Origin of the sequence: Streptomyces sp. CA-106110 (genome assembly GCF_050936285.1) — a bacterium.
Taxonomy (GTDB): Bacteria; Actinomycetota; Actinomycetes; order Streptomycetales; family Streptomycetaceae; genus Streptomyces.
Window position 1 is genome coordinate 3,003,176 of sequence record NZ_JBNJNB010000001.1, and the last position, 14,377, is coordinate 3,017,552.

Here is a 14,377-nt window from a genome sequence, read left to right on the forward strand (position 1 = left end):
CACCAGTCTGATCAGTGACCGACGAGTACGACGGCATGCAAAGCAACAGGAATGGGGCGCCCGCGTTGTCGACTTCCCGCAGACCCCTGGACGCCCGGGCATCGCCCGTCCTGCCGTACGGAACTCATCCTGTGAACAGCTGCCTGGCCTTCAGGACGAGCTCGTAGAGGCCGTAGCACAGGGGCGCGCCCACCCACAGCCAGGAGAAGAGGATCAATGCGGTGCGGCCGCCCCCGCCCGGGTGAGGCCCGGCGGGGGGCGTCTCAGGCGGGCTGCTCTCGCCGGCCATCGGCGGCCTCCTTCGGTGCGGGGATGTGGTGGCGGGGGTGGACGGGCCGGACCAGCTCGTTGGCGACGAAGCCGATGACGAGCAGCCCGATCATGATCATGAACGACAGGCCGTAGAGGGCCGATCCGTGCTTGCCCGCCGCCTCCTGGTGGTCGGCGATCCAGTTCACGATCAGCGGGCCGAGGACACCGGCGGTGGACCAGGCGGTGAGCAGACGGCCGTGGATCGCGCCGACCTGGTAGGTCCCGAAGAGGTCCTTCAGATACGCGGGGATCGTCGCGAAGCCACCGCCGTAGAAGGAGAGGATCACCAGTGCGCACAGGATGAACAGCGGCTTCGACGAGTCGCCGAACGAGGCGATGACCAGGTACATGAGCGCGCCGACCCCCAGGTAGACGCGGTAGATATTCTTGCGTCCGATCAGGTCGGAGGTCGAGGACCAGCCGATACGGCCCGCCATGTTGGCCGCCGACAGCAGGGCGACGAAGCCGGCGGCCGCGGAGACCGACACGGGGGTGGAGGTGTCCGCGAAGAAGTCCGTGATCATCGGAGCGGCCTTCTCCAGGATGCCGATCCCGGCGGTCACGTTCATGCAGAGCACGATCCACAGACACCAGAACTGCGGGGTGCGCACGGCGCTACGCGCGGAGACCTGCACGCCCTCGACGGCGCTCGGCCCGGACTCGACCGGCCGCTCGGTGCGCGGCACTCGCACCAGCAGGACGCCGAGCAGCATGAAGACGGCGTACGACAGCCCGTGCACGAGGAAGGCGAGCGCGATCCCGGAGTGGCCGGTGCCGAACGACTCCAGCATCTGCGCCGACCAGGGCGAGGCGATCAGCGCGCCGCCGCCGAAGCCCATGATGGCGATGCCCGTGGCCATGCCGGGCCGGTCCGGGAACCACTTGATCAGCGTGGAGACGGGCGAGATGTAGCCGATGCCGAGACCGATGCCGCCGACGAAGCCGTAGCCGAGGACGATCAGCCAGTACTGCTCGGTCCGCGCGCCGAGCGCCGAGATCAGGAAGCCCGACGAGAAGCAGATCAGGGCCACGGTCATCGCCCAGCGCGGCCCTTTGAGCTCGACGAGCGTGCCACCGAACGCGGCCGACAGACCGAGCATCACGATGGCGAGCTGGAAGGGCAGCGCGCTCTCGGTGCCGTCGAGGTGGAGCGCGGATTCGAGAGGCGGCTTGAACACACTCCAGGCGTAGGCCTGGCCGATGGAGAGATGGACGGACAGAGCGGCGGGCGGGACCAGCCAACGGCTCCATCCCGGGGGAGCGACCGGAGGACTCATGATCCCGAACGGTACGCAGACGAGGCGGAGTTGAGAACCTTCGCGTCGACCGTATGCGGTGAGCGGTATCCAGTGTGCGCCGAACGGTCGTTGCCGCCGGCTCCCGGATGCTTCGCGGACTCTTGCCGCCGCAAGTTCCATACTGTAGACAGTATTGCGCCGACAAGGTTCGGCACTCCATATCTCCGCGGCACCCGCACGACCGAACGGACTGTTCCCCCGGTGGACGTTCGACATCTGTGCGGCGGGTACCTGGGACGAGCCGGCTGGGACGCAGACCACCACGGTGTGCGCCGCGTGCGGAGTGGGCCGCGACCTCTCGCCGTACGTGCAGGACAATGAGGTCGTCGAGGTCACCCCGGGGCACAACAACCCGTGACCGGCGGCGACCTCGGCAGCAAGGGCCGATTAGGCCACCAGCACCTACAGAACCGGGGCTGATCAGGACATGGGACGAGTCACGGAACGACGCAAGGTGATCCGCATCCGGGACGGAGCCGTGTCCTCCCGCCCGGACACCCTCGTGGCCGAGGAACCGCTGGAGATCCGGCTGAACGGCAAGCCGCTCGCGATCACCATGCGCACGCCCGGCGACGACTTCGCGCTCGCCGCCGGCTTCCTGGTGAGCGAAGGCGTCCTCGCGACCGCGTCGGAGCTGCTGAACATCGTCTACTGCGCGGGGGCCACCGCGGACGGTTCGAACACGTACAACGTGGTGGACGTGAGGACCGCCCCCGGCGTGGTGATCCCCGACATCACCCTGGAGCGCAACGTCTACACCACCTCGTCCTGCGGGCTGTGCGGCAAGGCGAGCCTGGACGCGGTCCGTACGACGGCGCGCTGGCCCATCGCCGACACTCCCCCGGTCCGGCTGGATCCCGAATTGCTCGCCAGCCTCCCCGACCGGCTTCGGGCCGCCCAGCGGGTCTTCGACCGGACCGGGGGTCTGCACGCGGCGGCCCTGTTCACCGAGAACGGCGAACTGCTCGACATCCGCGAGGACGTCGGGCGGCACAACGCCGTCGACAAACTGGTCGGCCGCGCCCTGCAGAACGGGGACCTGCCGCTGTCCCGCGCCGTCCTCCTGGTCTCGGGCCGGGCCTCCTTCGAACTGGCGCAGAAGGCGGTGATGGCCGGCATTCCGGTGCTGGCGGCGGTCTCGGCGCCCTCCTCCCTGGCGGTCGACCTGGCCGCGGAGACGGGCCTGACCCTGGTGGGCTTCCTGCGGGGCAGCTCCATGAACGTGTACGCGGGCGAGGACCGCATCGCCCTGCGGGCCGTGGCCACGCAGGGCTGACCGGTTCCCGCGTCACGGCGGCGGGGCCCCGAACGGCGGGGAGCGCCCCCTGCGCCGCAGGGGCCCCGCCTCAGCCCTGTTCCTGTGCGATCCGGGCGAAGTGCGAGATCAGCGGTGCTCCACGCCCCGCCTCCCAGGCGAGGAACACCTGGTCGGGCTCGGCGTCGAGCACCGGCACGTACGCGATGTCCGGGCGGGAGTACTGTTCGGCGACCGACTGCGGTACGAGCGTGATGCCGGTACCCGCCGCCACGCACTCGAACTTCTCCTCGATGGTCCGGATCGGCAGATCGTCCGGCCCCGGGTCGGAGTAGCGCAGCCACTGCTCGCCCTCCAGATCGGCCAGGACCAGCTCCCGCTTGCCGGCGAGCCGGTGGTCGGCTGGCAGCATCGCCACACGACTCTCGCTGAACAGCGGAACGAGCGTCAGGCCCTGCTCGCGGATGGGCCGTCGGACGTACGCGAGGTCCACCGTCCCGTCCAGGACCAGCTGCTCCTGGTCGTCCCACTCGATGCGGCGCGCCTTGACCTCGACGTCCGGGTGCGCGGCACCGAAGGCGCGCAGTGCGCCGGTGACGACGACGCCCGCCCGGAACCCGACGACGAGGCGGCGCGGTCCCCGGGCCGCCCTGAGCACCCGGCGCCGGGTGGCATCCGCGGTCGCCAGCAGAGGGCGTGCGTCGTCGAGGAGTTGCCAGCCCGCCGACGTCAACGTCACCCCGTGGCTGTCCCGTTCGAAGAGGCAGGCGTCCAAGTCTTTCTCCAGGGCCCTGATCTGACGGCTCAGCACGGGCTGCGCGATGTGCAGGCTCTCGGCCGCGCGCCCGAAGTGCAGCTGTTCGGCGACCGCCGTGAAGTAGCGGACCTTCCGCAGGTCGAGATCCATGGCCGCCCCTTCCGTCGTACGGGTGGCGATGCCTTCAGGGTATCGCCGCAGCCGAAAGAGGTCTTGGACGGCCGGGGGGCCGCGGCCGCAGGCTGGATCACGTGGCGCCGGAGTGGCGCCGCACCAGCGTGAAAGGGACATCGGTATGAGCCTGCAAGGACAGCGGATCATCGTGATCGGCGGTACGTCCGGCATCGGACTGGCGGTCGCGGAGGGGGCCGCGCGGGAGGGTGCGGAGGTGGTGGTCGCCTCGCGCCGGCAGCAGAGCGTGGACGCGGCTCTGCAGCGGCTGCCGCAGGGCGCCACGGGACGGCTGCTCGACGCGAGCGACGAGGACGCGGTGCGCGACTTCTTCCAGGAAATCGGCGCATTCGACCACCTGGTCTACACCGCCGGTGAGTCGCTGCTGCTGGAGAGCCTCGCGGACTCCGAACTGGCACGGGCCAAGGGCTTTCTCGGCACCCGGCTGTGGGGCGCCTACACGGCCGTCAAGCATGGCGTGTCGTTCCTCCGCAAGGGCGGTTCCGTGGTGCTCACCACCGGGACCGCGGGGCGCCGGCCGCTGCCCAGCTTCACCGTCGCGGCGAGCCTGTGCGGCGCGATGGAGTCGCTCATCCGGGCACTGGCCCTGGAGCTGGCCCCGATCCGGGTCAACGCGGTGTCACCCGGCGTGGTCCGCACCGACGTGTGGCGGGAGCTGCCGCAGGACGAACAGAGCGGGCTGTTCGAGTCCTCCGCGGCGTCACTCCCCGTCGGCCGGGTGGGCGAGCCCGCCGACATCGCCGAGGCGTACCTGTACTTGATGCGCGGCGGCTACAGCACCGGGTCCGTGGTGGTCGTGGACGGCGGCGGGGTGCTGGTGTGAGGGTCAGCCGCGGGTGAGGCGCAGTTGGGCGGCGGTCACGACCGATCCCAGCCGCGGGAAGTCGAGCCTGACGGACGCATCGTGCTCAGCGGCGGTGAACGCGCTCATGGCGTCCTGAACGAAGACGAGGTCGTACCCGAGGTCCGCGGCGGCGCGGGCGGTGGACTCGACGCCCAGGTTGGTGGCGATACCGCCGAGCACCACGGTGGTGATGCCCCGCTCGCGCAGTCTTTCGTCCAGGCCCGTGCCCTGGAAGCCGCCGATGGTCCGCTTCACCACCTCCAGGTCGCCCTCCCGAAGCAGGCCGGGCACCAGTCCGCTGCCGGGCGGCTGTTCGGCGACCGAGGGACGCTCGACCCGGATCAGGACGACAAGAGCGCCGGCCGAGCGGAACGCGGCCGCCAGTTCCTCGGCCGTGGCGAGGACTTCGGTGCCCTTGCGGGGCTCCAGCGGCAGGGCGACGATGCGGTCCATCAGATCGACGAGCACGAGGGCGCTGCGCGCGGGATCAAGTGCGTGGGGTGCGGTCATGACGGAACGTTAAACCCCCATCACCCGTTCGTACCGGAAATCCGGATCGACGGGCCTGTGAACGGGTCGCGAACGGAGCCCTCAGCCGGAGCGCGTCCCCGTACCGACCGCCGTACGTGACACCGGGACGGTCCGGGTGCCGGCCTCCCGAAGCTGGGGGTCGCGGGAGCGGCGCTTGGCGATGACCGCGCAGACCATGAGCTGCATCTGGTGGAAGAGCATCAGCGGCAGGACGGCCAGTGAGGCGTGCGCGCCGAAGAGGACGCTCGCCATGGGCAGGCCCGAGGCTAGGGACTTCTTGGACCCGGCGAACTGGATGGCGATGCGGTCCTCGCGGCCGAAGCCCAGCGCCCGGCCGCCGTACCAGGTCAGGGCGAGCATCGCGGCGAGCACCGCACCCTCCACGACGAGCAGGCCGCCCAGCCGCAGCGGGCTCACCTGGTGCCAGACGCCCTGGACCACGCCTTCGCTGAAGGCGGTGTAGACGACCAGCAGGATCGAGCCGCGGTCGACGAGGCCGAGGACCTTCTTGTGCCGGGTGATGAAGCCGCCGATCCAGCGCCTGAGCACCTGGCCCGCGAGGAACGGCACCAGCAGCTGGAGCACGATCTTGACGAGCGAGTCCGCGGAGAAGCCGCCGCCGCTGTTGCCGAGCAGCGCCGCCGCGAGCAGCGGGGTGATGACGATGCCGGCGAGGGAGGAGAAGGAGCCCGCGCAGATGGCGGCGGGCACATTGCCGCGCGCGATCGAGGTGAAGGCGATCGACGACTGGATGGTCGACGGGACGAGGGTGAGGAAGAGCAGCCCGGTGTAGAGGTTGTCCGTCAGGAGCACGGGCACCAGACCGCGTGCGGCGAGACCCAGCAACGGGAAGATCACGAAGGTGCAGACCAGCACGGTGGTGTGGAGCCGCCAGTGCCGCAGTCCCGCCAGGGCCTCATGGGTGGAGAGCCGGGCCCCGTACAGGAAGAAGAGGAACGCGATCGCCGTGGTGGAGGCGCCCGACGCGACATCGGCCATCGTGCCCCGCGCCGGGAACAGGGCCGCTACACCCACGGTCCCCAGCAACAGGAGGATGTACGGGTCGACGGGCATCCAACGCGGCCAGTGCAGGCGTTTCACTGTGCTCCATTGCTTCGCTGTGCGTTCGCTGTTCGTCCGTGCCAGGCACGGACGTGACCTCCCCATGTTCCTCCTCCGGCCCGCGATCGGGAATCCCGCATACCGCTCTGACTGTCATCACGTTCCCCGATAACCTTGAGGCATGTACGACCCCTCCCAACTGCGTACCTTCCTGGCCGTCTCCCAGACGCTCAGCTTCACGCAGGCGGCTCGGCGGCTCGGCGTGCGCCAGTCGACGGTGAGCCAGCACGTACGGCGGCTGGAGGAGGCGGCCGGCCGGCAGCTGTTCTCCCGGGACACCCACTCCGTGGAGCTGACCGAGGACGGCGAGGCGATGCTCGGCTTCGCCCGGCGCATCCTCGAGGTCCACGAGCAGGCGACCGCCTTCTTCACCGGGACCCGGCCGCGCGGGCGGCTGCGGTTCGGGGCCTCGGAGGACTTCGTGCTGACCCGTCTGCCCGAGATCCTGGAGCGCTTCCGGTACGACCACCCCGAGGTGGACCTGGAGCTGACGGTCGAGCTCTCGGGCACGCTGCACGAACAGCTCGCGGCCGGCCGGCTCGACCTGGTGCTCGCCAAGCGGCGGCCCCAGGACCCACGCGGTGAGCTGATCCGGCACGACAGACTGGTGTGGATCGGTGCGGAGCGGCTGCGTCTGGACCCCGACCGCCCGGTTCCGCTGATCGTCTATCCACCGCCGGGCATCACCCGCGCCCGGGCTCTCGCGGCACTGGAGGAACAGGGCCGCGCCTGGCGCATCGTCTGCACGAGCGGCAGCCTCAACGGCCTGATCGCGGCGGCGCAAGCCGGTCTCGGCGTGATGGCGCACTCCCGGGGGCTGGTGCCACCGGGCCTGGTGCGCGTCCCCGAGCGCGCGGGCCTGCCCGACCTGGGCGAGGTCGACTTCGTCCTGGTACACGGAGAGCGCCCGGGCCCGGCACGCCACGCGGCCGAGGCACTGTCGTCGGCGATCCTGGCCGGCGGGGACCGGCTGCACGGTCGTTGACACTCGCCCCCAAGAGAGGCCGCGTCGCGCTCATCGCGCAGTGTGTTCGCATCGATACTGAGCGCATGCGCATCGAACGCGACCCCGAGACGATGAGCAGCGCGGACTTCTACCGGTTCCTGACATCGGCCGTGATTCCCCGGCCGATCGCCTGGGTCTCCACGGTCACTGCGGACGGCAGCAGCGAGAACCTCGCCCCGCACTCCTTCTTCAGCATCGCCAGCACCGACCCGCCGATCGTGCAGTTCACCTCGATCGGCCGGAAGGACACGCTGCGCAACGTCGAGGACACCGGGGAGTTCGTCGTCAACTTCTCCTCCGAGCCGCATCTGGATCTGATCAACGCCACCGCCATCGACTACCCCCGGTCGGTCAGCGAGTTCGACACCGCCGGCATCGAGCGCGAAGCCAGCAGGCGCGTGCGCCCACCGAGGGTGGCCGTCTCCCATGTGATCCTGGAGTGCCGTTCGCACACCACCCTGCGGATGGGCAACTCCACCCTGGTCTTCGGACGCGTGGTCCACGCCGCCGTCGACGAGGACTACCTCGTCGGCGGCCGTCCCAGCAGCGCTCTGCTGCGCCCGCTCACCAAGCTCGGCGGCGACGAATGGGGCACCCTGGGCGAGGTCCTGCACCTGAGGCGCATCCCGTACGAGGAGCCGTCCGCCGACTGATCCCGGGCGGCACGCCGACCGGCGTTCAGGAGCTCGCCCCCGAGGGCTTTCCGCGGTGGGCGACGTGCACGATGGCCGTCGAGGCGGCGATCCGGTCGAGGCTGAAGACGGCTGCGAAGCAGAACACCACCCAGGCCGACAGGATCGTCACTCCGTCCGCGACCCCGTCGTTGTGGAAGTAGGCGAGCCCGTTGATGGCCCGCACCCCGACGCCCGCGGGCATCACCGAGGCCAGCGGTTGCAGCCAGCCCGGCAGGAAGGACGGGGGCAGCACACCACCGCTCGTCGCGTTGCCCATCACCAGCATGAAGATCGAGCCCAGCGGGACACCGATCGGGCCGAAGATCCGGATGAGCAGCACGGTTCCGGCCGCCACGGCTCCCGCCATGAGGGTGACGACGCCCGCGAGCGCCATGAACGACCCCGGGATGGCGTCGAAGATCGTGCTCGCGATGAGCGCGGTGGCCAGCCCTCCCACGACCGCGAAGATCACGAGACTGAGCATGCGTTGCCGGAAGGACAGCCGCGGCGCCAGTTGGTATGTCATCTGGCCGAACAGGAAGCCCGCCAGGACGAGGCCGAAGGACGCGTAGAAGGTCGACAGGCCGCGGCTGTCCCCCTGCGACAGGGGAAGGATGTCCTGCACCTTGATCTTGCCGGAACCGGGCATCGCGGCATGGCCGAGCGGCGTGACCATGGCCGTGACCGCGAGTCCGTTGGCGCCCGCGTACACGAGACGGGGCGAGCCGGTGATGTCCAGGTAGGCCGCGTACGCGGCGCGGTGCTCGACCGCCGACCTGGCGGCGGACTCGTCCTGGTAGCGCTCGACCTGGAAGGCGTCGGGCGCCATGCGCTGAAGCCGCACGTCGAAGAGCGCCGCCGACCGGTCCGAGGCGGCGACCGCGATCGGCAGTCGGTGCGCCTTGGGCGTGTGGAAGGCGGCGAGAAAGACGGAGACGAACACCAGCCCGATCGTGAGCACGGTGACGACCGGCGCGAGCACCGCCTTGGGGCCGGTCAGACCCGGCCGGACGGGAGCGGCGTCGGTGCGCGCGCGATGGCGGGGCCGGCCCACATCCGGGCTCGTGTCCTCAGGCCCCGCGGCGGGCGGGACGACAGCGGCATCCGCCGTCACGGACCAGAAGTCATCTTCGTGCACGAGTACATCTCCTGGTGAGTCGCGACGGCCGACGGGAGACGGCGGGCATCGCTCCGGCCCCAACAAGTCAGCAACCGCTGACATGCGGACTGTAGAGAACCGAGAGTGTCCACGGCCGGTCGGCATATACGAAGACGCCTAGTAGCGAACTGCTCCCGACGCCGATCACACCGGGCAATAAAGCCGTGAAACTGCAGGGGCATCTACTACCTCGCCTCGTAGCATCTGCGGTCTACGTGACGCGACTCACGTTCCCGGGCGCCGCCCCCCGTACGCACAGTGGCGGTGTGCATCGCATGGGTGAGCACGCCGCCCTGCGCGCCAAGGGCGGCCCCTCCGTGGCAGAGTCACCGGAGGCGACCGACGGCAGAAAGAGGACCCATGGCACACCCCGTCCAGGAACCGCGGCAGATCCCGGAGCCGGCTCGGACGGTCGCGTTCCGTCGATGAGTGCCGAGAAGCCCGCTCGCCGAAGGGATTCGGCACGCAGCAAAGAGCGACTGCTACAGGCCGCGGCCGAGTTGCTCGCTGAACGTGGGTTCGAACGCACCACCGTGCGGGACATCGGCGAACGGGCGGGAGTGGACCAGGCCTTGATCGCCCGGTATTTCGGGGGCAAGACCCAGCTCTACATCGCCGCGCTCCATGCCGAAATGGGCGACCAGGCCCCGCAGGACCTGCTCCACCCCGGACGCGTGCTCGATCTCCTCGACCGCGTCCAGCAGCGCGGTCCGGGCCCCGTCTTCCAGGCCGCGGTCCAGCGGCCCCGGGATGCGGCGGTCCAGAACGCCGCGCGGGAGGAACTGCAGCGCCGGTTGGTCGACCCCCTGCGGGAGCGCTTCGCCGCTCAGGGACTGGACCGGCCGCGGTTGCGGGCCGAACTGGCGACGGCGGCGTTCCTCGGGGTGCTGCTCGGGCGCAGCGCCGGTGCGTTCGACTCGCTGGCGGCGGCCGACCCTGAGGAACTGGTCCCCTTGGTGGAGCAGTTGCTCGGCCCGTGAACGGCGTTGACGTCGGTGTTGCCGCGGCGACCAGAATCAGATCGCGATCAGCGTCGAGCCGGCTGTGGTGATGTATGGGGGCGACGTGAACAGGCCCTCTGCCCGACACCGCGGGCAGAGGGCCTTGCGTGCAGGGTTGAGAGACGGGCTCTCAGCTTGATCTTTAACCTCGGCAAGATCGTTTCTTGTCGGGGTTCTTGATTCGCCGGACAGAGGGCGCGGCCGTCCTTGAGGCTTCGGAGTGTCGAGCAACGAAGCACCAAGAAACGGCCGCTGTGATGAGTGTTCTGGATGACGCCGCCCGCGTCGAGTCGCTGTCCGTGTTGTCCTGCTTCCGTGAGGACTTCCATGCCTGCCTGTCCCGGCGAGCGGATGCACTGTTCGAGCTGACGGATGCGGTTCTGTGTGCCGACGGCCCGGTCACCTCGCTGGTCGACCTGACGCTGGTGGCGGAGCACCAGCGGGGACACGGCGCGATGTACGACGCGCTGAACTGCGGGCGCCTCCAGGTGGAACGTCTGCGCCGGTCGTTGGCGTCCCTGCCGCTACCCAGGGCGGCCGATGGGAGGATCGTGCTGGCGGTCGATGTCTCGCCGTGGCTGCGGCCCGATGCGCCGACCAGCGCGGAGCGGCTGTTCTGTCATGTCTACGGGCGGGCCAAGAGCAACTCGCAGTTCATCCCGGGCTGGCCCTACTCTTTCGTCGCTGCCTTGGAGACCGGACGCACATCCTGGACCGCGCTGCTGGACGCGGTGCGGCTGGGCCCGGCCGACGACGCCACTGCGGTGACCGCCGCCCAGCTCCGCGAAGTTGTCGACCGGATCATCGCTGCAGGGCACTGGAGCGACGGTGACCCGGACATCCTGATTGTGATGGACGCCGGCTACGACGTCACCCGCCTCGCTTTCGTCCTCACGGACCTGCCGGTCGAGCTGGTGGGCCGTCTCCGCTCCGACCGGGTGCTGCTTCGACCCGCACCACCGCACCGTTACAGCCCCAAGGGGGGCCGGCCCCGCAAGCACGGCGGAACCTTCACCCTGGCCAAGTCCGACACCTGGCACGAGCCGGAGGTGGCGACCGTCACCGACACCACCCGCTATGGGAAAGCCGAGGCGATGGCATGGGACCGGATGCATCCCCGGCTCACCCACCGCGGGCCCTGGCTGGACCACGAGGGCGAACTCCCCGTTCTGCATGGCACGTTGATCCGCCTCAGGGTCGAGTACCTGCCCGGTGACCGTGACCCCAAGCCGGTCTGGCTGTGGTCGTCGGTCACCGGTGCGAGCGCTGGACTGGTCGATGTGTTCTGGCAGGCCTTCCTGCGAAGGTTCGATCTTGAGATGAGCAAGCCGCAGTGCTGTCAAAGTCGCGGTTCGACGTCATCGCCTCGGGTTCCTTTCCTGTTCGGGATTATCGTCGTCTGTTGGTGGTCGAGCCAGGCTTGTCGAGGCTGGTGGCCGCGGGACTGCTGGTGGCGTCGGCAAAGTCGTTCGACTTCTGCGGGGTCGGCGTGGATCACCCAGGATCGGCGCGGGTTGCTGAGTTGGCGGGCGGTGACCCAGCCGCGTGTGATCCATCCGAAGAGGGTGACGCGGGGCATGCCGATGGCGCGGGCGAGGTCGGTGAGCCACCATTCGTGCTCGCCGAGTGCTGGTGCGGACCGCCGACTGGATTGTTCCTGGTGGCTGACACAGCCCAGGTCCTGCAGCAGTTTGCGCACGCCCTCGGTGCCGAAACGTTCGCGGCGTTTGGGCGGCCGGAAGCCTTCCGCGTTGAGCATCTTCGCGATCTGCGGCGCCGGGTGTCCGTCGTCGGCGAGTTCGCGGGCCCGGGCGGCCAGGCGAGGGAAGTAGCTGAGCTGATCAAGACGAGCGACCGGGCGGACGAGTTCGCCCGTGGTGCGATGCCCGCCGGCCCAGGTGATGCGGACGGTGACACGTTCACTGTCGCCGATCACCGCCAGGTCGACCTTCTCGATCAAATGCCGCACCAGCTGCTTGCGGTCGGTGTCCATGGTGGTCGGCGCCCGCCAGATCGCGGGCAGATCACTGGCAAGGGCCCGGATCTGCTCGCGTTCGGCGGCGGTGAGGGTGCGAGGCCGGGCCGCGGTGAAGCGGTCGTACTCCTCGCTCAGCTGCTGTCGTTCGGCCAGCGCGTGCTCCCAGTTCTTCTCCAGTTCCCGCACCACCAGGCGGTTCTCGGGCTCGGCCAGTTGGTACTGACGCCGGGCCCGGTCGACTGCGTAGTCGGCGCGTTCCAGGCGCTGACGCCAGATCCCGTCCATCTGGGCCCGGCGCTGCTGAGCCTGCTCGGCGGCCTGAAGCGAGACTTCCAGCGCGGCGGGGGCCATCGCCGCCAGCAGCAGGCTGGTCACATACCGGTCGACGCATGCTCCGGACAGCTGCTGGCACAACGCGCCGCCGTAGTCGGTTTTGGCACGGCTGCACTCGTAGACTCCTCGCAGCTCTCCGCCCGCGCCGCGCTGATAGCGCACGACCATGCGTTTGCCGCACCGATCACAGAAGATCAGTCCCGGCAGCAGGGCCGACCCGCCTCGCACCACGCCCATACTCTGAGCATGAGCCCGGTTCGCCTCGATGCGCTCGAGGTTGCGTTCATGCCGCTCGGTGCTGATATAGGCGGGCCAGACACCGGGCAGGTAGACCAGCCAGTCCTCCCGCGGCCGCCGCACCCGGCCGGTGAAGGGACGCCCTGCCTGGCGCCGGCGCGGATCGGTCCGGCTGCGGCCATAGACATAGACGCCGGCATAAGCCGGGTGGCGGAGCATGTTCTGCACCGCGATCCTGCTCGGGCGGCGCCAGGCCAGCTCGCCCCGCTCAGGGCCTTCCCGCACCCGGATCCCCATCTGGATGCCGTGGTCGACCAGGAACCGCAACACCGCGTTGATGGTGGCCAGTTCATCGAACAGATCGAAGACCAGGCGGACCACGGTCTGCACCTGCTCGTCCGGATCGAAGACGACCTCGCCGTCCGGGAGCCGCGCATAGCCCACCGGCAGCGGCACGGCCAGCTCACCGCGGCGGGCCTTGTTCAGGCGTCCGTTCCACATTCGCTGCTTGATCAGGTGTAGTTCGGCCTCGCTGATCGTTCCCTTCAGCCCCAGCAGCATCCGGTCGTTGTACTCGGCCGGATCGTAGATCCCGTCCGGGTCTGCCAGCAGGGCCCCGGCCAGCGCACACAGCTCCAGCAGTTGGTGCCATTCGCGCCCGCAGCGGGCCAGCCGGGACATCTCGCTGCCCAGCACCAGGCCCACATGATCGAGGCCGACCTCGGCCACCAGCCGCCGGAAGCCGGGACGGTCCTGAAGGCCGGACGCCGAATGCCCCAGGTCCTCATCGATCACCAGCACCCGGGACGGGGCCCAGCCCAGGTCGACGGCCCGCTGCGTGAGCCCGTACTGCAGCCGGGTGGACTCTGCATGACCGAGAACCTGCTGCGGGGTCGACTGGCGGACATAGATCACCGCGAGGCGGTCGCGATGCCACGGCCGGACCTTGCCCTCAACCCGTGCCCACGGGGCGGCAACCGTCATGCTCACCGCACTCACCCTCGTCCCGTCCGGCCACATCCGCAGCGATCACCATCCGCACGGCCAGCACCCCCAGCAACCGCGCCACCAGCTGCCGATTCAGCTCCGGAACGGCTCCCCACCACGGGATCTGGGGAGCTCAGCGACGACACGCTCGTCCACTGCGACTCACCACCCTCTTCTGCACCAGCCTGCCGCTCACGCAACCGCCGAACGGCAGCAGCGGCAGCGACCAGGCCCTCAATCCCTACGACCGGGGCATTCCCCGAGCCAGACACACCTACGTGTGCAGTACGGCTTGCTGCTCGAACACACCTTCAGGATGATCAAGCAGACGCTCGGCTGGACCCGTCCGAAGGTCCGTGAGCCCGATACGGCGGACCGCTGGACCTGGCTGGTCATCATCGCCCACACGCAGCTCCGGCTCGCCCGCCCACTCGCCGAGGATCTTCGCCGCCCCTGGGAGAAGCCCGCCGAGCCGGGGCGGCTCACGCCCGCGCGGGTGCGGCGGGGGTTTCGGAACCTCCGAGCGAAGACGGCCCGTCCGGCGGCCGCACCCAAACCTTCCCGGCCCGGCCCCGGACGCCCGACCGGCTCGAAGAACCGCCGCCGGGCACCCAACCACGACGTCGGTAAAACCGTGAAACGCGATCTCAGCATCGCGGAACACAAGAACCGTGCAGGTTAAAGATCAAGC

General features: G+C 69.7%; 12 protein-coding genes and 3 pseudogenes. 8 read left to right on the forward strand and 7 right to left on the reverse strand.

Features of this window, described 5'->3' with window-relative positions:
• Positions 1-124: 124 nt before the first annotated feature.
• Together ACQEXA_RS13775 and ACQEXA_RS13780 are read right to left on the reverse strand one after the other, a co-directional pair.
• Positions 125-289, reverse strand: a complete 165-nt coding sequence (locus tag ACQEXA_RS13775; RefSeq protein WP_432934661.1) for an MFS transporter small subunit — start codon at positions 287-289, stop codon at positions 125-127.
• On the reverse strand, positions 264-1,589 hold the full coding sequence (locus ACQEXA_RS13780) for an OFA family MFS transporter (RefSeq protein ID WP_433130069.1): 1,326 nt from the start codon (positions 1,587-1,589) through the stop codon (positions 264-266). Before ACQEXA_RS13780 ends, ACQEXA_RS13775 begins: the two co-directional genes overlap by 26 nt.
• Positions 1,590-1,818: 229 nt before the next feature.
• Here ACQEXA_RS13780 and ACQEXA_RS13785 point away from each other — a divergent pair.
• Both ACQEXA_RS13785 and fdhD read left to right on the forward strand, forming a co-directional pair.
• A pseudogene (locus ACQEXA_RS13785) lies at positions 1,819-2,030 on the forward strand (2Fe-2S iron-sulfur cluster-binding protein); the annotation flags it as partial.
• Between the two features lie 7 nt (positions 2,031-2,037).
• Positions 2,038-2,886, forward strand: a complete 849-nt coding sequence (fdhD, locus tag ACQEXA_RS13790; RefSeq protein ID WP_432934659.1) for a formate dehydrogenase accessory sulfurtransferase FdhD — start codon at positions 2,038-2,040, stop codon at positions 2,884-2,886.
• A gap of 70 nt (positions 2,887-2,956) precedes the next feature.
• Here the strand turns inward: fdhD and ACQEXA_RS13795 are convergent, their stop codons facing one another.
• Positions 2,957-3,772, reverse strand: coding sequence for a LysR family transcriptional regulator (locus ACQEXA_RS13795; protein ID WP_432934657.1), 816 nt, complete (start codon positions 3,770-3,772; stop codon positions 2,957-2,959).
• Between the two features lie 145 nt (positions 3,773-3,917).
• Between ACQEXA_RS13795 and ACQEXA_RS13800 the strand changes: the two genes are divergently transcribed.
• On the forward strand, positions 3,918-4,637 hold the full coding sequence (locus tag ACQEXA_RS13800) for an SDR family oxidoreductase (protein ID WP_433130071.1): 720 nt from the start codon (positions 3,918-3,920) through the stop codon (positions 4,635-4,637).
• 3 nt (positions 4,638-4,640) lie between these two features.
• On the opposite strand, the gene ACQEXA_RS13805 is transcribed toward ACQEXA_RS13800, so the two are convergent.
• Entirely contained in the window at positions 4,641-5,168 is a 528-nt protein-coding gene (locus ACQEXA_RS13805; protein ID WP_359402284.1) for an isochorismatase family protein, read from the reverse strand.
• An 81-nt stretch (positions 5,169-5,249) separates the two neighbouring features.
• Entirely contained in the window at positions 5,250-6,290 is a 1,041-nt protein-coding gene (locus tag ACQEXA_RS13810) for a bile acid:sodium symporter family protein (protein ID WP_432934653.1), read from the reverse strand.
• Positions 6,291-6,432: 142 nt separating this feature from the next.
• Between ACQEXA_RS13810 and ACQEXA_RS13815 the strand changes: the two genes are divergently transcribed.
• A complete protein-coding gene (locus ACQEXA_RS13815) occupies positions 6,433-7,296 on the forward strand; it encodes a LysR substrate-binding domain-containing protein (RefSeq protein ID WP_433130073.1) in 864 nt (287 codons plus the stop codon).
• Positions 7,297-7,361: 65 nt separating this feature from the next.
• Positions 7,362-7,970: a flavin reductase family protein gene (locus ACQEXA_RS13820; protein ID WP_433130075.1), complete on the forward strand. Its 609-nt coding sequence runs from the start codon at positions 7,362-7,364 to the stop codon at positions 7,968-7,970.
• A gap of 25 nt (positions 7,971-7,995) precedes the next feature.
• On the opposite strand, the gene ACQEXA_RS13825 is transcribed toward ACQEXA_RS13820, so the two are convergent.
• Positions 7,996-9,129: an ABC transporter permease gene (locus tag ACQEXA_RS13825; protein WP_432934647.1), complete on the reverse strand. Its 1,134-nt coding sequence runs from the start codon at positions 9,127-9,129 to the stop codon at positions 7,996-7,998.
• A gap of 446 nt (positions 9,130-9,575) precedes the next feature.
• Between ACQEXA_RS13825 and ACQEXA_RS13830 the strand changes: the two genes are divergently transcribed.
• Together ACQEXA_RS13830 and ACQEXA_RS13835 are read left to right on the forward strand one after the other, a co-directional pair.
• Complete coding sequence (locus ACQEXA_RS13830; RefSeq protein ID WP_359402268.1) at positions 9,576-10,130, forward strand: TetR/AcrR family transcriptional regulator; 555 nt, start codon at positions 9,576-9,578, stop codon at positions 10,128-10,130.
• 278 nt (positions 10,131-10,408) lie between these two features.
• Positions 10,409-11,470 (forward strand): annotated as a pseudogene (locus ACQEXA_RS13835) (transposase); the annotation flags it as partial.
• Positions 11,471-11,490: 20 nt separating this feature from the next.
• Here the strand turns inward: ACQEXA_RS13835 and ACQEXA_RS13840 are convergent.
• Entirely contained in the window at positions 11,491-13,683 is a 2,193-nt protein-coding gene (locus tag ACQEXA_RS13840) for a recombinase family protein (RefSeq protein ID WP_433134553.1), read from the reverse strand.
• A 301-nt stretch (positions 13,684-13,984) separates the two neighbouring features.
• Between ACQEXA_RS13840 and ACQEXA_RS13845 the strand changes: the two are divergent.
• Positions 13,985-14,368, forward strand: a pseudogene (locus ACQEXA_RS13845) (NF041680 family putative transposase); the annotation flags it as partial.
• Positions 14,369-14,377: the final 9 nt, after the last annotated feature.